Genomic DNA, 18,608 nt, shown 5'->3' with positions numbered 1-18,608 from the left:
AGGCAAAAAGGCAGTCCCTGAAGCTGCGATCCAGCACCGATCAAGGAGCAACCCGACGCTTGGGCAAACTATCCGATCACCCTGCGATCAACCAGTCCTGCTCGGGGTACAAAAACACATCGTCCAGACGCATCAGCCTTGAAGCCAGCAGCGGCACCTTGTCGAGTTCGTAGAGAAAAAAGTAGCGGGCGGCCTCGAGCTTGCCCCGGTAAAAAGACCCTTCCTTCCCCATCGCCTTGTGCGCCTGCTCCAGCCACAGCCAGGCCAGCGTCACGGTGCCGAACAGCTCCAGATAGGCAAAGGAGTTGGCAAAAGCCCGTTCGACTTCCCCCTGGGCCGCTTTGTTCAGCAGGTGCTGGGTGACCTCGGTGGTGGTCTTCAGGGCCTGCTCGAGGGCTGCGGTGTACGGCTGCAAAGCCTCCACACCCCGGCAGGCCTGGATGGTGCGCTCGACCTCCTGGGCCCACAGCCGGAAGCCCACCCCCTCCTGCATCCCCACCTTGCGCGCCAGCAGGTCGAGGGCCTGGATGCCGTTGGTGCCCTCGTGGATGGCGTTGAGGCGGTTGTCGCGGTAAAATTGCTCGACGTTGTAGTCGCGGGTGTAGCCATAGCCCCCATGCACCTGAATAGCCAGCTCGTTGGCCCGCATACCCAGCTCGCTCGACCAGCCCTTGACCACCGGGGTGAGCACCTCGAGCAGCAAACGGGCCTGCTCGGCTGCCTCGGGGGTAGGGGCAGTGCGCTCCTCGTCTACCAGCCGGGCCGCATACAGACACAGGTGCAAGCAGCCCTCGGCGTAGGCTTTTTGCATTATCAGCATGCGGCGCACATCGGGGTGCTGGATGATGGGAACGGCGGGGCTGGCCGGGTTCTTGTCGTGCAGACGACGGCCCTGGGTGCGGGTCTGGGCATATTCCAGCGCGTGCAGGTAGCCGGTGTAGGCCAGCGCCATCGCGCCCATGCCCACGCCAATGCGGGCCTCGTTCATCATGGTGAACATGTAGGACAGGCCCTGGTGCGGCGCGCCCACCAGCTCACCCACCGCGTCCTCGAGGCTCAGCAAGCAGTTGGGAATCCCGCGGTAGCCCATCTTGTGGTTGAGACCCGCCAGCTTGACCCCGTTGCGCAGACCCAGGCTACCGTCGTCGTTGACCCGGTACTTGGGCACAATGAACAGTGAAATTCCCTTGACCCCCGGTGGCCCGCCCGGAATCTTGGCCAGCACCAGATGCACAATGTTCTCCGAGACCTCGTGATCGCCGCCGGAAATCCACATCTTGGAGCCGTTGAGCCGGTAGGTGCCATCCGCTTGGGGTTCGGCGCGGGTCAGGAGGTCGGTGAGCGAGGAGCCGGCATGGGGCTCGGAGAGGCACATGGTGCCAAAGAAGCGGCCCTCGAGCTGTGGTATCAGGTATTTCTTCTGCTGGGCCTCGGAACCGTATTTGCGAAGCACATTGGCGTTGCCCGCCGTCAGCAAGGCATAGCTGGAAGTGGCGATGTTGGCCGCTTTGAAAAAAGCACCATAGGCTGTGGCAATCACGTAGGGCAATTGGACGCCGCCCAGCTCGTAGTCGTGTGTGGCAGCAAACAAGCCCGCTTTGCGGTACTCCTCCAGGGCAGTTTTGACTTCAGGGTTGGTATGCACTTTTTCCCCGTCGAACCAGGGCTCTTCCTGGTCGTTTTTCTTGTTGTGGGTGGCGAAGTGCTCGACTGCGATGCGGTAAGCCACATCCAGGGTATCTTTGAAGGTCTCGCGGCTGTGGTCGCGGTAGCGCTCGCGCCGGGTGAGGGCCTCGACCTCCAGCACTTCGTAGAGGAGGAATTCTAGATCGCGCCGGGAGATGAGCTGGTTCATGATTGGCAAATTCTAACGCCTAGACCCTATAAGCGCTTACAGGGCTTCCCACATGTAAGCTCCCGTACGGGAGCTTACATTAAGCCGTACAGGTCGTAATTTGGCCGTACGCTTATTCGCGAGAAACGCTGTTACCGGATCGAAAACCAACTTACTGGAGCACCCACACGGCTTTATAATTAGTATTGCATGCGTCAACTGGATTTGTTCGAGCATAAAAAACTGCGGGGAATTCCCCGACGGCTACGGGCCTTATCCAGATGGGCCGATGCTTTTGAAGGTTCCTTCTGGCCACCCGATGGAAGGCCATACCGCCACTGGAAAATTCCGGTGATCTCGAGCCTCGTCCAGCCGCCCAAAACGACCAAGGACATACAGAAAACTTGCATCGTCCATATGCTTCGAGCTGCAAGGCACATCGCCGACGCTCGTCCGAGTGATTCCCCAGGCTATTACAGGGTGGCCTGTCTATTCGTGCTGCCCTGGCTCCACCAGAGCGAGGTGACGATCTTCTACGACCCCGACTACTACGCCGGGTTCTACGGCGAGCGCAACGAACTCGAGCCGCGAACGCTCTCCTCCGAGTTCGGCCTCTCGATTCCCGAGGGTTTCGTCGAGCGCGGATTTTGCGTGATTGACAGGGAAAACCAGATAGAAGAAGAGTGGTGGACGGTGGGAGAGCCCCTGTGAGGATCTATCTCGAGGGGCTGGTGCGTGCCCCTCGACTACCAGAAACTCAAGACCGAACCCTCCGTAACACCCCCACGGTCTCGATCGGCAGCCGCACGCTGGCTTCCATATAGCCAGTCGAGCCCAGCGAGATGATAACGATGACCTTGTTCTTGGGGTCGAAGAACAGTTGCGTACCCAAAATGCCCATGTACCCGATCATATCGGGGTAGCCCAAGAGCAGCGGGAAGATGTCGGCAAACCGGAGGCGCATCACCCCGCGCCCATAGCGGATCACACGCTCAAAGCGGTTGGGGGGCTGGGCAAGGTACTCGGGGATCTGGATTCGAACCAGGCTCCCCTCCATCAGCGCTTGAGCGAACTTCAGCAAGTCGTTGGTGGTGCTGGCCACACCGCCCCCAGCCCAGTCGGCAGTGAGGGCGGGCGAGCGGCTAAAGTCGGTGCCCCCAACCCAGACCGGGCTGAGCGGGGCCGAGGAATGTTTGGGCTGGGTGCGGAACGGGAAGTAGCTACACTCCATGTCCAGGTGCTGAACTTGTTTTTTGCCGCTAGGTAACTCGAAAACATGCGTCTGCGCCCAGACGCATTCTCGTTTTCGTTAGCGGCTAAAATAGAGGGAACCGCGGTAGCTGTCCACTTCCCTATTGACAAACCGAGCCTCGAGTCTTAGTGTATTAGTTATATAGTGCACTACTAAAGAGGACACATGCAAATGAAAGCCATCATCTACGAGCAGTACGGCCAGCCCGACGTTCTGCAGCTAAAAGAGGTCGAGAAGCCCGTCCCAAAGGACAATGAGGTACTGGTCAAAATCCGGGCGGTCTCGCTCAACGCCTACGACTGGCATATCCTGACCGCCGACATCTTCCTGGTTCGCCTTAACCGAGGATTGCTCAAACCCAAAATCCAAATTCTGGGCGCGGATATTGCCGGAGAGGTCGAGGCCGTGGGTAAAGAGGTACGGCGCTTCAAGCCGGGGGATGCGGTATTTGGCTGCTTGTCCGGCGGCGGGTTTGCTGAGTATGTTGCTGCCCCCGAAAAGGCCCTGGCCCTGAAGCCTACCAACCTCACCTTCGAGGAAGCAGCAGCCGTTCCGATGGCGGCCACCACCGCGCTACAAGCCTTGCGCGATGCCGGGGGCCTACAGGCTGGACAAAAGGTGCTGATTCACGGAGCGGCAGGGGGCGTGGGAACCTTTGCAGTACAGTTAGCCAAGCTTTTGGGAGCCGAAGTCACCGCGGTGTGCAGCACCCGCAATCTGGAACAATCGAGCCAACTGGGTGCCGACCACGTAATTGACTACACCCAAGAAGACTTCGCCCAAAATCCCCAGAGCTACGACCTGATTCTAGGGGTCAATGGCTACCGTCCGCTCTCGGATTACAGGCGAGCCCTGGCACCAGGTGGACGGTATGTGATGATTGGGGGAACCCCCGCGCAAATCTTTCAGGCTCTGTTGCTGGGGCCGTGGATGTCCAGAAATGGTCAGAAGATGGGGAACATGATGGCTACCATCCGTCTGCAAGACCTGGACTACCTCAAAAAACTCCTCGAGGCGGGCCGGCTCATGCCCGTCATTGACAAGCGCTACCCGCTGACCGAGACCGCCCATGCGATGCGCTATTTGGGCAGCGGACACGCCAGGGGGAAGGTGGTCCTAACGGTCGAATAGGGGTGGCTCGAGCGGGAGAACCACATGCATTTTTACGCCAACCCGGCCCAATAGGCCGGGTTGTTCAGATTTCCCACACACCACCGGTAGTGCCCATCCCCGCCCTCGTAGGCATAGGCGTTGGCGGTAAAGATGCTGTAGAGCAGGATGTAGCGGTACAGAATGCCCACCTCACCCTCGAGCACCCGTGTCCGAACCAACCGCGCCAAACGCGCCTTGGTGTCTCGTTTCAGCTCATCGTACATATCGAAGAATACCCAGCCGGTGGCTAGGTCGTAGCGGGGGTCGCCATACTGAGTCATCCAGCCAAAGTCGAGCAGGGCGGTGATACGGTTGTGGTCGTCTACCAGCAGGTTGGCCGGGAAGAAGTCGCCGTGCACCAGGGCATATTCGCCCGTATAGGGTTGACCCAAAAGGGCTTGGAGGTGCGTTTTTTCTGCTCCCAGTCTTCCACGTCGCGCTGCACATATAGCTCACACCAGGCCAGGCGTGCCTCCAGATAGCGCGACAGAAACCTGTTGAAATCGCCTTTGGATTGCAGGCTAAGGCCCTCTGGGTCAAACAGCTTGTAGCGCTCAAGTGGGCTGGGAAAACGCACCTGGCGCAGCTCGATAATCGCCTCCAGGTAGTACTGGAAAACGGCCTCGAGTTCACTTTCCTTCAAGTTTGCCAGCTTAGTACTCAAAGCCACCCCCGGCAACCGCCGCTCGAGGCTCAGCACCAAGCCTTCCTCTTCCCAGACTCGATAAATATGGGGTAGCTGATAGCTGAGCATGGAAGCGTCCAGGTCAGCGTAAAAGGCTTGCAGGGTACGAAGGTACTCCAGGGTGATGTCGTTGGTATAAACCTTCAAAACCTGTCCATCGCCATAGGCATGGGCCTCGGCCTCCATGCCCTTGCCCAGCAAACTGGTTGCACCCAGTTGATATTTCGCTCGAAGAAGGTCTACTTGTTCGCGGCTCACCTTTTACCAACTCTACGCCCAACGCATCCCTCACTTACCGCACCACCGTACCGGCCCCCGCCAGCGCTGCCGAGATGGGCTGCTCGATGCGGGCATCCCCAAACACCACCCGGCCCACCCCACCCTGCACCGCCTCTACCGCCCCCAGCACTTTTTTCTTCATGCGGCCCTGGGCCACGCTCATGTACTGGGGGTCGCCCACCCGGGCTGCTGGAATCTCGCGGATCAGGCTCGACTCGTCGGGGAAGTTGGCCAGCAAGCCCGGAATGTTGGAAAGGAGCAGCAGCGCTTCGGCTTTGAAGGCCGTCGCCAGCAGGGCTGCTGCGGTATCGCCGTCGGTGTTGATGGCCTCGCCTTGGTACGAGACCGCCGGCGGGGTGAGCACCGGCAGGTAGCCCGCCTCCAGCAACAGGGTCAGCAGGGCCGTGTTCACCTTTTCCACCGAGCCCGTGTGGTCGCCCCGGTGAATTTTGATCTTGCCGTTTTCGATGTACTTGACCGCGTCCTTGCGCTTGCCCTCGAAGATGCGCCCATCCAGCCCCGAAAGGCCCACCGCATTAACGCCCTCCTTTTGCAACAGCTCCACGATGCGCTTGTTTACCAGGCCGCAGTAGACCATCTCGAAAATTTCCAGGGTCTTCCGGTCGGTGAGGCGGCTGGTCAGGCCGCCGGGGTGGGTCAGGAACTGCGGCGGGTGACCCAGGGCCTCGGCTATTTTGTTGGTCTCGCTGCTGCCCCCGTGCACCAGGATGAGCTTCTGGCCCGACTTCCAGAGCGAAGCGGCGTCCTTCGCCACCGCCTCGTAGTTGATACCTTCCGAACCGCCTACCTTGACTACAATCATCGCCCAGCCTCTAGCCCGTCATCATACCGATTTTCTTTAGGTGTCGGGGAACGGGCATGCTGCACCCTCCAGTGGATAAAGCTCTGGGCGCAAAAAAGGGGGTAGGGCCAGCTCGAGGGTGTGCCGCCAGAACTCCACCCGTTCGATGCGCGAAAGGGTGAGGATGCCCACCGCACCGCTGCCCTTCTTGGTATCTTTTTCCCCCACCAGGTCGTCCATGATGAGGCCCAGCCCCTCGCCTCTGCGCAGGCGCTCCCCCACCAGCGGTGGTAGCAGAACCGAGCCGCCGCGGGCCATACCCCACCGCCCATCGGCCCGCAGAATTACCGCGATATTGAAGAGCCAGCTCCCCTGCCCATTGAACTCCACCCCTGCTTCCAGGCCCAAGCCCCAACTGGCCCCAGGCTCGGCTAGGGCCGCTCTAGCGCGCTTTTCGGCGCCCTGCAGGGTTTCGTCGTAGCCAATCGGTTGTGCTCGCACCCCACTGGGCACGTCCACCCCGCGAATTTCCAGCTCGGGGAAAACTTCTGCGAACACCAAGCGCACGGGCTCGAGCTTGGCTGGGTTGGTGCTGCCGACCACCACCATAGCCTACGGATGCAGCCCGCCGAACTCGAGGCCCGCGGTCTCGGGCCAGCCCATCCGCACGTTCAGGCTCTGGATGGCGTGGCCCGCGGTGCCCTTAACCAGGTTGTCTATGGCCGCGATCACCACCAGCCGCCCGGTATCCTCTTCCAGCTCGAAGCCCACATCGCAGTAGTTGGTGCCCTCCACTACGTTGGGGTCGGGGTAGCGGTGAATGCCCTTCTTGAGCTTCACCAGGCGGATGAAAGGCTCCGCCCCATACACCTTGCGGTAGGCCCCCCAGACCTCTTTTTCGCTCAGGCCCTGGCGCAAAAAGGTCTGGGCGGTCATCAGGATGCCGCGCACCCGGTCGGTGGCGATGGCGGTCAGGTGAAGTTCGGGGTGGCCCGGCAGGTGCTCGCGAATTTCGGCGGTGTGGCGGTGGCCGGTGGGCTTGTAGGCCCGGATGCTGCCCGCGCGTTCGGGGTGGTGCGAGGCCAGGCTGGGCTCGGCCCCGGCGGCGCTGGTGGAGATCATCACCGTGGCGAAGATGGGCCCAGGGGCCAGCAGGCCCTCTTGCAGCAAGGGATAAAGGCCCAGGATGGTGGCGGTGGCGTTGCAGCCGCAGCAAGCGATGTGGTGGGCGGTTTTGAGGGCCTCGCGGTACAGCTCGGGGTTGCCATAAACCCACTGGCCCACCAGGTCGGGGCGGGGGTGGTCTTCGCCGTAGTATTTCTTGTACAGATCCAGGTTCTTCAGGCGAAAGTCTGCCGACAGATCTACGATGACCGGGGCCAGGTGCTGGTATTTTTCGAACTCCTTGGCCGCCACCCCGTGCGGCATGGAAAGCACCAGAATATCGCAGGGCTCGAGGCTAGCCGGGTCTACAAACTTCAGGTTGGTGCGGCCCCGCAGGTTGGGGTGCACCAGCGTCACCGGGTCGCCCATCATGCGGCGCGAGGTGACCTGTTTGACCTCGAGGTACGGGTGCCCCAGGGCCAGCCGCAGAAACTCCCCCCCGGCGTAGCCGGAGCCTCCCACAATCGAAACGGTTTTTTTCTCCATCTTCGTCCCCAACAATCAAGCGTCTACAATACCCGATAACCAGGCCTATGAAAACTGCCGGATTCTCCTACGTGATCGGTTTCGACGACTTCCCTTTCGAGCGCGGCCACCGGGGCAATGTGAAGATTGTGGGGGCAGTCTACTCGGGGAGACGCCTCGAGGGCGTTCTCAGCGCCCAAATTCGGCGGGATGGGCGCAACAGTACCCGCGTACTGACCGAGTTGATTCGAAAATCGAAGTTTTATCCCAGCTTGCAACTCATCATGCTGCAAGGCATCGCGCTGGGAGGGTTCAACGTGGTGGACATCCAGGCGCTGTCCCAAAACCTGGCCCTGCCGGTGCTGGTGGTCTCGAGGCGCAAGCCCAACCTTAAAGCCATCGAGGCAGCCCTTGGCAAGGTGCGCGGGGGCCAACAGAAGTGGAGACTTGTGCAGAAAGCTGGAGCCATCCAGCACCTGGCGGGGGTCTATGTGCAGTGCGCCGGCCTCACCCCTAAGCAAGCCGAGCAGACCATCCGCCACTTTGCTGTGCACTCCCACATTCCCGAACCCTTGCGCACGGCCCACCTCATCGCAGGCGGCATCGCCACCGGCCAGAGCCGCGCCAGACCATGAGAGATTTCAAAGGGGTGGTTTATTCGCTTGCTTTGGCATAAGCGTTCTTGGCTCTACTCGAGCGGTTTCAACTCGCTCAGGATGGTTGGCAAAAACTCTGCCACGGTAGGGTGGACGGGAAGAGCGTTCATCATTGTCCGGTAGCTCGAGCCCGTGGCCATGAAGTAGCCGACAACCTGAATCACCTCATCGCCGTGCAGCCCCAAAACAGCCGCACCCAGGAATTGCTCACTATCGGCATCTACCAACAGTTTGATGAGTCCATCCGTCTCGGCCTGCTCGATGGCCCGCCCAATGCGTTGCATAGGTTTGGTTGCAATTAGCACCCGACGGCCCGAAGCCCTGGCCTCGCGTTCCGATAAACCCACACGGCCCAACGGGGGGTCTGTAAAGAGGGCATAACTGGTGGTACGGTCGGTGTACTTACGGTTTGCGCCGTACAACAAGTTATCGCGCACGATCTCGTAGTCTTGGTAACTGGTGTGCGTGAAGGCTCCTTTGCCGTTCACATCGCCTAGCGCATATACCCCCGGAGCAGTGGTCTCGAGGTACTCATTCACCCTAATGTAGCCTCGACCCTCGGTCTCGATACCAACCGAGCCCAAGTTGAGCCGGTCACTATTGGGCAAGCGCCCGATTGCGATGAGCAAGTGCGACCCAGTCACGATATGCTCGCTACCGTCTTGATCGTGGCGAACGTAGACCCGCACACCACCGTTATCGCTCGGTTCAGCCTTGTAGAGCATGCTGTGGGTATGCACGGTAATACCCTCGCGCTCGAAGACCCGGTGGATTTCTTGTTTGACGTCTTGGTCTTCACGGTTAATCAAGCACTCGCTGGTCTCAATGATGGTTACCCGGCTGCCCAACCGACGGAAGGCTTGACCCATCTCTAAGCCGATATAGCTTCCGCCCAAAATAATCAGGTGCTCTGGCAGGATTTCCAAGCGCAGCAGGCGCTCGCTGTCCAGCCAAGGTACGGTCTCGATGTCCTCAACCTGGGGAACCATGGCCCGCGTGCCAGTGTTTAGGAAGACTTGCGGTGCTGCGATGATTTCGTTCCCCACTCGAATTCGGTAAAGACCATCTTGTTTGCCCTCGAAAGTGGCATAGGCCTGATAGACCTCGAGGCCCTCGGTAGAACGCAAGCCTTTTTCGATACCAGCGCTGGTATTTTCGATGATCTCGAGTACCCGTTCGCGCACGCGATTCCAATCAACCTCGATAGACCCTGTTGTAAAGCCAAAATCTGCCCCACGCCGGGCCATGTGCACAGCATGGGCGCTGGCGATGAGGGTTTTGGTAGGGCGGCAACCATAATTCACACAAGAACCACCAAAGCGGTAGCCCTCGACAATCGCCACCTTGCGCCCGTGCCTGGTCAATTGACCCGCCAGCGCGGGCCCTGCTTGTCCCGTACCGACAATGATTGCGTCGAATCGTTTCGTCAGGTCATCCATTCTGGAAACTATAAACGGTGCAGTTTCGCCAATGGGTATAACGCTTTACTAACTTTTGCTCGAATAGCCTTGAGTACAGATGTACTTGTCTTATCGCCGTCTTATTGTTCGGCAATGCTTGGAGTTCGACCCAGAACCGCTCTCTAACTCACAATTCCAAGCCACTAGATACCAATACCAAACACTGTGCGCAAGTACAATCAAATACGATCCATCACCGTTCTCACGTTTACGCAGCGCGCCCTGCAGCCTACCCAATACAGCCAAAACCGTTGAGCTGGGTATTCAGTAAGAACTGCCCTCACACCCATCCCAACACCACCACCAGGCCCAACCCCAGCAGAACCACACCCGCAATGCCATGCAACCGGCGAATATTGCGCTCACGCCATTCGCCGGTGGCTTCAACCCCAATACGCCCCAAATAAACACCCAGGGTAAGCAGAACCAGGGGCGCGACAAACACCAGGTTGTATATCAACAAATAGGGCAGGGCCTGGAGCTGGGTCGAGCGCTCGGCCATCAGGCCCAGCACAAACAGGTATGGCCCACCCGTGCAGGGCAGCTCGAAAAGGGTAACGGCCAGTCCGGTTACAAAAGCCACCGGGGGCGAAGTGGCTCTACGAATCAGGCCAAACAGGGCAGGCCGCCAGCGGCGCGGAATCTCCGTCACGAAACCACCTCCGCCGTACCAGAAATAGTCCTTTAGGTTGGCCAGCCCAATCACAATGGCTAACACCCCCACCGCGGTCTTGAACCAAAGAGCGGCACTCGTCCAGCGCAAAGCGGAGAAAATTCCCAGCCCAAATAGCAGGTAGGCTACATACAGCCCCAGGGTGAAGGCCAAACCCGTGCGCAATACCCGACGGCGATCTTCGGCATCCTCGAAAATCATCAGGCCGCCAAACAGCAGCAGAATAACCGCGATGGCGCAGGGGTTAATTGAGTCCACCAGGGCTGCCCCAAGGAGGGTCAGCAGAAAGGGAAAACCCAGCGACGCAGGAGCCGGTGCAGAGGCAGCGGTAAGGGTCGGACAGGCCGCACCTTGCTGGGTGAGTATGAGACTCTCGAGGTGTTGCAGGATGGGCGTATCCCCCACCAGGTAGCGCTCCCCGATGAAGGCCGCCGGAATACCCTGCTCGCCCCGGGAAACCCCATAACGTTCAAATAGCTCGTTCAGCCGTTGCAGGTTGGTTCGATTCTGGTAGACCTCGAAGCGCTGAATGTCCAGCCACCTGTAGCGCTGCTCGAGGGCCCGCAGGTGGCCTTCCACCCGTGCACAGTGCGGGCAGCCTTCCCCCCAGAAGTAGTACAGGCAGGTGCGCGCCTCTGCAAAGCTCAAAGCCGCCACGCTAAAAAGAATCCAGACCCCCACTACACGCAGGTTGAGCATGGTGCGCCTCCCCTATGTTCTACCCCCCAGACCCCCTGGCTTGTGTCCCGGTAGATCACTCCGGCGAACCCAGAAATTACCGCTCCATTACGGGTTTTTCGGGGCATTCGCACCTGTACAAAACGCAGATTAGGTTGTTACCTTAAATCATTAGAGTTGGTTTCTCTGCTGGTTTCTCTAAGTTAGACACGGGCTGCTTGGTGCGCCTGGGAAAGGGGGTTTGCGTGATAGAAAACGTGGTTCTAATCGTCAGACTCACCGCTTTAGTCCCGGATGCCTTGCTGTAGCGGGCCTCAATCGCTAAAAAAGTTCATGCTGTTCAGCTACATCTGGATAGCAATTTTGCGGCAAGGTTCTGGGCAGCCTCTCTAGGAGGTTTGTATGAGAACCAGAAACTGGCTATTGCTCGCACTGGGTAGCTTGTTGCTGATGGCCGGGCAATGCGGCCAGCAGGTCAACAACCCACCCGCCACACCCACTGGCTTTGTAGCCATTCCGGGCGATAAGCAGGTGGTACTCAATTGGAACGCCAACACCGAGCCCGACCTCAAGGGCTACAACGTTCACTGGGGCAGCGCCTCGGGTTCATTGACCAATGTGGAATATGTACCCCAGCCCGCCACCAGCAAAACCATCACCGGCCTAACCAACGGCACCATCTACTACTTTGCCCTGGATGCGGAGGATACTGCCGGGCTCAAGTCGGCCAAAACCGACGAAGTGGCTACTGTGCCGGTCGCACCCGATACCGCCCCGCCCAACATCACCTCCACACTTCCGGCCAACGGGGCCACGCTGGTCGCTTTGAACAGCAACCTCGAGGTCAATTTCAGCGAGGATATGGACGTGGGTACGGTCGCGGTGACCATCACTCCTAGTTTCGACCTGGGCGACCCCACCTGGAACCCCGAAAACACCAAGATCAGCTTCGACCCAGCCACCAATCTGGCCGGCGAGACCACCTACACCGTGACGGTAGAGGGCAAAGACCACGCGGGCAACGCCCTGGCGGGCAGCAAGACCTTTAGCTTCACCACCGTGGGCAGCCCCCCAAGCGTCTTGAGCACGGCACCGGCCAATGGCGACACCAATATCCCCGTCAACACCGATATCTCCTTCAGTTTCTCCGAGGCCATGAGCAAGGCTTCGGTGGAGGGTGCCTTCTCGAGTTCGCCTGCGATCACCTGTGCTTGGAGCTGGACACCCGACAGCAAGCTGGCCACCTGCAACCCCCCAACCAATCTGAGCTTCAATACCACCTACAACGTGACCCTGGGTACGGGGGCTAAAGACCTGGCCGACAACCCGATGACTGCGCCCTACAACTTTAGCTTCACAACCGCCAGCGCGCCCGATACCACCAAGCCCACCGTAACCGCGTATACTCCGGCCAACCTGGCTATCGGGGTTGCCCGTAGCACCAACATCGAGGTCACCTTTTCGGAGCCGATGGACAAAGCTTCCACCCAGACCGCCTTCCAGATCACCAGCCCTGCCGGTGTAACCGGAACCTTTAGCTGGCCCAGCAGCAGCCGCATGGTCTTCAACCCCAGCAGCGATTTCGCCTACGGCACCAACGTGACCTGGCAAGTGACCACCGCGGCCAAAGACCTAGCGGGCAATACCCTGGCCGCTGCGGTAACCCGCTCCTTCTTGGTAATCCGGCAGAAAACCTTAAGCCTCGAGAGCCAGGCCGCGCTGGATGGGTATATTTCCAACATCGGCGAAGTATATAGCACCACAATTGGTTTGGCCGTAGGTGATTCCGCTGCCAACACTTACTTGCGGGGCTTCCTAAGCTTCGACCTAAGCCCGCTGGTGGCCGATGGCGCTACCTCCATCAACTCGGCTACCTTGTACGCTTATCAGTACATCGTTTTGGGAGCCCCCTACACCGACTTGGGTGGTAGTTTACGCGCTGAAAGCGTTTCCTATGGCCCCAGCCTAGATGCCGCCGACTTCGAAACCACCCCATTCTCCTACACCACCCTGAGCAGTTCGCCAGATCTGGGGTGGAAGAGCAGTACGGTCTCCTCGAAGGTACGCGACGATTACACCAACCGGGTAGCCAGGGGCAACCGCTCGCAGTTCCGCCTGCGCTTCCCCACCAACACCAATATGGATGGTGGGTTAGATGTAGCGGACTTCATCACCAGCAACGCCTCGAGCTACAAACCCACACTCATCGTTACTTATGAGTATCCGTGAGTTCAGCCCGGAACTCGTTCCAGAACCCCGTTTAGTCGGGGTTCTGGCTTTTTATCAAACTTTTACCAGCCCCTGGGCTGCGCTGAGGGCACGCCATAACAGCTCTAGCAGTTCACGCGTAGCAACACCCAGCGAAGCTTCGGGGTGGGTAACCCAGTGCACCCCCAGCGAAAAGCCGGGGTCTTCGATAAAGAGCGCTCGCAAGGTTCCAGCCTCTACCTCCGGCTGTACGAAAGAGCGAGCCACAACCCCTACCCCTAGCCCCGCAGCAGCCGCAGCCCGAACCCCGAACAGACTGCCGCACTCCACCCAGCGCTCGGGTACGATGCCATAGCGCTCGAGGAACTGCTCGAGCCTTAGGCGCAAGCGCGAGTTGCGCTGAGGAACCAGAACCGTCATGCCCTCGAGCTGCCCCAAGGCCACGCCCCCCAGCCTGGCCCAGGGGTGTGAGGGCGCCACCACCAGCACCGCCTCGTCGGAGGTTAGGCGGTGGGCTTGCAACGGCTCGGGCAGGGCCTCGCTTCCGCCCAGCACCAGCGCCCCATCCAGGTCTCGCTGATACACCTGGGAAATTAGCTCGAGGGTCGTGCCGTGCACCAACCGAAACTCGCAGCGCTCCTGTTGGCTGCTGGCCCAGTCCAGCAGCGCCACCTGATAGCGAGGAATCAGGCTCCAGGCCAGGCCCACCTCGAGGCTGGGAATGCGCTGGTGCCGCCTTTCCTCGATGAAGCGGGTGGCCTGGGCCAGGCTGTGGCTGACCGCACAGGCGTAGGGCAGCAGGGCTTTGCCGGCTTCGGTCAGGGTGATACCCTGAGGGGTACGTTCGTAGAGGGGTTGACGGACAGCGTCCTCGAGGGCCTTGAGGGTTTTGCTCACCGCAGGCTGGCTCAGGTGCAACACTTCGGCGGCACGGCTCAGGCTGCGCAGCTCGGCCACCACGCAAAATACCACCAAGTACCGGGGGTTTAGACGCATAGGGACAAACCAATGAAGTATATAACACTTGGCATCCCCACAAAGTCTGCTCACAACCCAAACCGCAACGGGGGTTTACCCTGCTAGCTGCTGGGGTGGGCCGGTGCAGGGAGCCCCCCTTCAACCGGTGGGTGAGCCCGGCCCCATATATCCCCTATGGGTATTTGACAAAATACCCCCTGGGGATATATCCTTACGGTCAGGAGGTTAGCGAATGCTTTTCAAGCACATCTACGAAGAAGGACTCGCGCAGGGCAGCTACTTCATCGGATGCCAGTCGGCGGGTGCTGCGGTGGTGGTAGACCCCCGGCGCGATATCCAGGTATACCTGGACGAGGCCCGCAAGAACGGAATGCAAATCGTGGCGGTGAGCGAGACCCACATCCACGCCGACTACCTCTCGGGCGCCCGCGAGCTGGCCAAAGCCACCGGGGCCAAGCTCTACCTGAGCGATGAGGGCGACGAAAACTGGAAGTACAAGGGCCTCGAGGGCTTCGACTACCAGCTCGTGCGTGACGGCGACCAGATCAAGCTGGGCAACATCACCCTCACGGTGGTGCATACCCCAGGCCACACCCCCGAGCACATCAGCTTTTTGGTGCAGGACGGCGCCGCCGCCACCGAGCCCGGCTTCTTCCTGACCGGCGACTTTGTGTTTGTGGGGGATATCGGCCGTCCCGACCTGCTGGAAGAGGCCGCCGGCATTATGGGCACCGCCGAACCCGGCGCCCGGCGCATGTTCAAAAGCCTGAAGGAAAAATTCCTCACCCTGCCCGATTATGTGCAGGTCTGGCCGGGCCACGGCGCGGGTAGCGCCTGCGGTAAGGGTCTGGGGGCTGTGGCCAGCACCACCGTGGGCTACGAGCGCCGCTTCGCCTGGTGGGCCGACTACCTGCGCACGGGCGACGAAGAGGGCTTTGTGCAGGCCCTGCTCTCGGGCCAGCCCGAAGCCCCCTACTACTTTGCCCAGATGAAGCGGCTCAACCGCGACGGGATGCCCATCCTGGGCGACCTGCACGAGCCCCACCTGTTCACCCCCGAGCAGTTCCAGCAGAAGCTGGGCCAGGGGGCCTTGCTGGTGGATACCCGCGACAAGCTGGCCTTCGCCGGAGGGCACCTAAAGGGGGCTATCAACATCCCGGCGGGCAAGAGCTTCAGCACCTGGGCGGGCTGGCTGCTGCCCTACGAGCGCGACCTGGTGCTGCTGGCCAGCCCCGAACGGGTGGGCGAGCTGGTCAAGCAGCTCATCCGCATCGGGCTGGATCGGGTGGTGGGGTATATTCCGGGCCTCGAGGGCTACGCCCAGGGTGAGCTCGAGACCGTTCCTCAGGTCACCGCAGCCCAGGCCAAAGCCCTGTGGGAAAAGGGCGAGGCCACCATTCTGGACGTGCGCGGGGCCGACGAGTACCTGGCCGGCCACATCCCCGGTGCTCAGAACATCCACGCCGGGCGGGTGATGAACAACCTGAACCGCATCCCCAAGGACAAGCCGGTGGTGGTGCACTGCCTGGGCGGCGACCGTTCGTCCACGGCCATTAGCGCGCTGATGGGCGCGGGCTTTAGCAACCTGATCAACCTGACCGGTGGCATCCGGGCCTGGCAGCAGGAAGGCTTCCCCGTTGAGAAAGGCCCTTCCCGTGAGCTGGTCAATGCCTAGCCGAGTCTGACCCTGCATACCGAGCCCCCTGGCCGTGGCCGGGGGCTCCCCAACGAATCCAAGCACCATGAACCTTTCTGTCCAAACCGCATACCACACGCTAGAACGCTTTCAAGTGGTAGATGTCCGCGAGCCCGAGGAGTGGGCCGATGGCCTTCTGCCTGGGGCTTTGCGCCTGCCCCTGTCCAGGCTTCAGGCCCTGGCCCCTCTGTACCTCGAGCGCGACCGGCCCGTGCTGCTGTACTGCCGCAGCGGTAACCGCTCACAAGAAGCCCTCAAAACCCTGAAAAACCTGGGCCACCCCAAGGTCTGGCACCTCGAGGGCGGCATCAAAGCCTGGTGCGAGGCTGGGATCCCCTGTGCCAGTCCGGTCTAGCAGAGAAAAAGAGTCACCTTATTTAGGGAGGATAAACATGCTCACCGTTCCATACAAAGACATCAGCCCGCAAGAGGCCCGTAAACTGCAAGAAGAAAAGGCCCTGTTTGTAGACGTGCGCGAACCCGAGGAGTTTGCCCAGGTGCGCATCGAGGGGGCCGAACTTATTCCACTGTCCGAGTTTGCCGGGCGCTTTGGTGAAATCCCCAAGGATCAGCCGGTGGTGTTGTACTGCCGCAGCGGCAACCGCAGCGCCCAGGCCGCGGCCTGGCTCTCGGCCAAGGGCTACTCGAACCTGCTTAACCTCGATGGGGGCATCATGGCCTGGTACCAGGCCGGGCTGCCGCTGGACACAGCGCCCCTCGAGGTCACCTACCAGGACACCGCCTTTACCGAACTCACCCCCCACCAGGCCCAGCAGTGGATCCGGGAAGGGGCCTATGCGGTGGACGTGCGCGAACCCTACGAGTACGCCATGGGCCACGTGCCCGGCGCGGTCAATATCCCCCTGGGGCGCTTCGTGAGCGAGGTGGGCAAGCTCCCAAAAGACCGCAAGCTGGTGGTGGTCTGCGCCTCGGGGGGCCGTTCGTCGCAGGCCTCGGAGTACCTGGTGGGGCACGGCTTTGCCAAGGAAAACGTGGGCAACCTCGAGGGCGGCACCTACGGCTGGATGAGCGCGGGCTTTGAGGTGGAGCGTTGATCGGCTGGCTCAAAAACCTATTGGGTGGCGGGGCGGCGGTGGGCCGCCTCAGCCCGCTCGAGGCCCACGAAAAAGCCAAGGCCGGGGCCATTATTCTGGATGTCCGCACCCCCCTGGAGCGCCAGGAGGGTAAAATCCCCGGCTCGCAGGCCCTGCCGCTCGATCGGCTGGCCAGCGAATGGGAGAAGCTGCCCAAGGACAAAGAGATCATCTGCCAGTGCCGAAGCGGCGCACGCAGCGCCCAGGCCGCGCGGTTTCTGGCCGCCAAAGGCTATAAAACCTACAACCTGGCGGGCGGCCTCGAGGCCTGGAAGTGGCACAAGCTTCCGGTGAAGTGATGCAGGACGTCTTTCCCAACGAGCTCTCCCTCTGGCAAAAGAGCGGGGCTGTGCTCCTGGACGTGCGTTCGCCGGAAGAGTTCGCCAGCGGGCATATTCCGGGTTCGCGCAACCTTCCCCTAGAGCAGCTTTTGGAGGCGCTGGATACCCTGCGAAGCCCCGTCGTGACCATCTGCGCCACCGGCAGCCGGGCCGGGCTGGCCGCTGAGGTATTGGGGTACGAAGGCCTCGAGGTGGGGAAGCTGGTGGGGGGTATCCAGGGCTACGCGGCCCAGGGCTACCCGCTCGAGCGCACCGCAACCCAGGCGGCCGAGGTACCGTTCAAACCCGAGGAAGCCCCATGCTCCTAGCCTGGATAGGCGCAGTTCTAATCGGCCTGGCCCTGGGCATGCTGGGCTCGGGCGGCTCCATCCTCACGGTGCCCATCCTGGTCTACCTGGTGGGGGAACCCGACAAGCTGGCCATCGCCGAGTCGCTGGCCATCGTGGGCCTGATTGCCCTGGTGGGGGCGGTGCCCTATGCCTTGAAGGGCCTGATTGACTGGCGCAACGTGCTGTTTTTTGGCCTGCCGGGCATGGCCGGCACCTACCTGGGGGCCTACTTTTCCAAATGGGTGCCGGGGGTCTGGCAACTGGGGCTGTTTGCAGTGGTAATGCTGCTGGCCGCCTATATGATGTTTCGCCCCCCCAGGCTCGAGGCCACCCCACCAAAACGCGCCCACTTTAAAATTGTCCTGGATGGCCTGGTGGTGGGCATCCTGACCGGCCTGGTGGGCGTGGGTGGGGGGTTCTTGATTGTGCCGGCCTTGGTACTGCTGGGCGGGCTGCCCATGCACCTGGCCGTGGGCACCAGCCTGCTGATTGTGGCCATGAAATCGGGCAGCGGCTTCTACAAATACCTGCACCTGCTGCCCGAGCAAGGCTACACCGTGCACTGGGATATCGTGCTGATCTTTGCGGCGCTGGGCATCGCAGGTAGCCTATTTGGAGGACGCCTGGCCGCCTCGCTCCCCCAGCTCACCTTGCGGCGCGGCTTTGCCGGGTTTTTGGTGGTGATGGGAGTCTTTATCCTGTGGCAGAACCTGCCCAAGGTGTTACATGGCTAGGCCAGTTTACGGTTGAATCTGGCACTTTCAAGGGCACTTTGCTTAGGAAAAAACACCAAGATTCTGTAGCGCAACACCTAGTCTAGGCCAGGGCAACTTTGGCGGTACGAACACAATTCCAGCATAAT

Annotated in this window: 20 protein-coding genes; 10 read left to right on the top strand and 10 right to left on the bottom strand. The window is 60.7% G+C overall.

The genetic code is table 11. The annotated features are described in order from the left end of the window. Window positions 1-76 precede the first annotated feature (76 nt). Entirely contained in the window at window positions 77-1,855 is a 1,779-nt protein-coding gene (locus WKI89_RS07050) for an acyl-CoA dehydrogenase (protein WP_337868468.1), read from the bottom strand. Window positions 1,856-2,044: 189 nt separating this feature from the next. On the opposite strand from WKI89_RS07050, the gene WKI89_RS07045 reads away from it, so the two are divergent. After that, entirely contained in the window at window positions 2,045-2,545 is a 501-nt protein-coding gene (locus WKI89_RS07045) for a DUF3916 domain-containing protein (protein ID WP_337868467.1), read from the top strand. Window positions 2,546-2,591: 46 nt separating this feature from the next. Here WKI89_RS07045 and WKI89_RS07040 read toward each other — a convergent pair whose 3' ends face one another. Then, on the bottom strand, window positions 2,592-3,065 hold the full coding sequence (locus tag WKI89_RS07040) for a serine hydrolase (protein ID WP_337868466.1): 474 nt from the start codon (window positions 3,063-3,065) through the stop codon (window positions 2,592-2,594). Window positions 3,066-3,251: 186 nt separating this feature from the next. Here WKI89_RS07040 and WKI89_RS07035 point away from each other — a divergent pair, with 186 nt between their 5' ends. Continuing rightward, window positions 3,252-4,217 carry an NAD(P)-dependent alcohol dehydrogenase gene (locus WKI89_RS07035; protein ID WP_337868465.1) on the top strand — a complete coding sequence of 322 codons (966 nt, stop codon included), beginning with the start codon at window positions 3,252-3,254 and terminating at the stop codon, window positions 4,215-4,217. A 32-nt stretch (window positions 4,218-4,249) separates the two neighbouring features. On the opposite strand, the gene WKI89_RS07030 is transcribed toward WKI89_RS07035, so the two are convergent. Genes WKI89_RS07030 through argC form a run of 5 tightly spaced genes read right to left on the bottom strand, consistent with a single transcriptional unit; the run spans window position 4,250 to window position 7,654 of the window. Next, window positions 4,250-4,630: an aminoglycoside phosphotransferase family protein gene (locus tag WKI89_RS07030; RefSeq protein WP_337868464.1), complete on the bottom strand. Its 381-nt coding sequence runs from the start codon at window positions 4,628-4,630 to the stop codon at window positions 4,250-4,252. Continuing rightward, window positions 4,561-5,181, bottom strand: coding sequence for a hypothetical protein (locus WKI89_RS07025; protein ID WP_337868463.1), 621 nt, complete (start codon window positions 5,179-5,181; stop codon window positions 4,561-4,563). The genes WKI89_RS07030 and WKI89_RS07025 overlap by 70 nt, the downstream gene beginning before the upstream one ends. A 34-nt stretch (window positions 5,182-5,215) precedes the next feature. Continuing rightward, entirely contained in the window at window positions 5,216-6,025 is an 810-nt protein-coding gene (locus WKI89_RS07020) for a [LysW]-aminoadipate kinase (protein ID WP_337868462.1), read from the bottom strand. A gap of 36 nt (window positions 6,026-6,061) precedes the next feature. Beyond that, window positions 6,062-6,613 (bottom strand): inosine/xanthosine triphosphatase, encoded by a 552-nt coding sequence (gene yjjX, locus WKI89_RS07015; protein ID WP_337868461.1) that lies wholly within the window; start codon window positions 6,611-6,613, stop codon window positions 6,062-6,064. Window positions 6,614-6,616: 3 nt separating this feature from the next. After that, entirely contained in the window at window positions 6,617-7,654 is a 1,038-nt protein-coding gene (gene argC / locus WKI89_RS07010; RefSeq protein ID WP_337868460.1) for an N-acetyl-gamma-glutamyl-phosphate reductase, read from the bottom strand. 47 nt (window positions 7,655-7,701) lie between these two features. Here argC and WKI89_RS07005 point away from each other — a divergent pair, with 47 nt between their 5' ends. Then, entirely contained in the window at window positions 7,702-8,268 is a 567-nt protein-coding gene (locus WKI89_RS07005) for a DUF99 family protein (RefSeq protein ID WP_337868459.1), read from the top strand. Between the two features lie 53 nt (window positions 8,269-8,321). Here WKI89_RS07005 and WKI89_RS07000 read toward each other — a convergent pair whose 3' ends face one another. Next, complete coding sequence (locus WKI89_RS07000) at window positions 8,322-9,728, bottom strand: mercuric reductase (RefSeq protein WP_337868458.1); 1,407 nt, start codon at window positions 9,726-9,728, stop codon at window positions 8,322-8,324. A gap of 301 nt (window positions 9,729-10,029) precedes the next feature. After that, window positions 10,030-11,121, bottom strand: a complete 1,092-nt coding sequence (locus WKI89_RS06995; protein ID WP_337868457.1) for a GAP family protein — start codon at window positions 11,119-11,121, stop codon at window positions 10,030-10,032. A 381-nt stretch (window positions 11,122-11,502) separates the two neighbouring features. Between WKI89_RS06995 and WKI89_RS06990 the strand changes: the two genes are divergently transcribed. Continuing rightward, complete coding sequence (locus WKI89_RS06990; RefSeq protein WP_337868456.1) at window positions 11,503-13,329, top strand: Ig-like domain-containing protein; 1,827 nt, start codon at window positions 11,503-11,505, stop codon at window positions 13,327-13,329. Between the two features lie 54 nt (window positions 13,330-13,383). Here WKI89_RS06990 and WKI89_RS06985 read toward each other — a convergent pair whose 3' ends face one another. Beyond that, a complete protein-coding gene (locus tag WKI89_RS06985) occupies window positions 13,384-14,304 on the bottom strand; it encodes a LysR family transcriptional regulator (protein WP_337868455.1) in 921 nt (306 codons plus the stop codon). A gap of 214 nt (window positions 14,305-14,518) precedes the next feature. On the opposite strand from WKI89_RS06985, the gene WKI89_RS06980 reads away from it, so the two are divergent. The 6 genes from WKI89_RS06980 to WKI89_RS06955 all read left to right on the top strand — a co-directional run bounded on the left by WKI89_RS06980 (window position 14,519) and on the right by WKI89_RS06955 (window position 18,480). After that, window positions 14,519-15,961 (top strand): rhodanese-like domain-containing protein, encoded by a 1,443-nt coding sequence (locus WKI89_RS06980; RefSeq protein ID WP_337868454.1) that lies wholly within the window; start codon window positions 14,519-14,521, stop codon window positions 15,959-15,961. A 67-nt stretch (window positions 15,962-16,028) separates the two neighbouring features. Beyond that, window positions 16,029-16,337 carry a rhodanese-like domain-containing protein gene (locus WKI89_RS06975; RefSeq protein WP_337868453.1) on the top strand — a complete coding sequence of 103 codons (309 nt, stop codon included), beginning with the start codon at window positions 16,029-16,031 and terminating at the stop codon, window positions 16,335-16,337. 37 nt (window positions 16,338-16,374) lie between these two features. After that, complete coding sequence (locus WKI89_RS06970) at window positions 16,375-17,037, top strand: rhodanese-like domain-containing protein (RefSeq protein ID WP_337868452.1); 663 nt, start codon at window positions 16,375-16,377, stop codon at window positions 17,035-17,037. Next, the gene (locus WKI89_RS06965; protein ID WP_337868451.1) at window positions 17,034-17,375 is read left to right on the top strand and encodes a rhodanese-like domain-containing protein; all 342 of its coding nucleotides are present in this window, start codon (window positions 17,034-17,036) and stop codon (window positions 17,373-17,375) included. The genes WKI89_RS06970 and WKI89_RS06965 overlap by 4 nt, the downstream gene beginning before the upstream one ends. Continuing rightward, window positions 17,351-17,725 (top strand): rhodanese-like domain-containing protein, encoded by a 375-nt coding sequence (locus WKI89_RS06960; protein WP_337868450.1) that lies wholly within the window; start codon window positions 17,351-17,353, stop codon window positions 17,723-17,725. Before WKI89_RS06965 ends, WKI89_RS06960 begins: the two co-directional genes overlap by 25 nt. Then, on the top strand, window positions 17,716-18,480 hold the full coding sequence (locus tag WKI89_RS06955; protein ID WP_337868449.1) for a sulfite exporter TauE/SafE family protein: 765 nt from the start codon (window positions 17,716-17,718) through the stop codon (window positions 18,478-18,480). Before WKI89_RS06960 ends, WKI89_RS06955 begins: the two co-directional genes overlap by 10 nt. Window positions 18,481-18,608 lie beyond the last annotated feature (128 nt).

It is taken from the genome of Meiothermus sp., from assembly GCF_037443965.1.
In the GTDB taxonomy this organism is placed as follows: domain Bacteria; phylum Deinococcota; class Deinococci; order Deinococcales; family Thermaceae; genus Meiothermus.
This window is presented reverse-complemented; position numbering and strand designations above follow the sequence as displayed.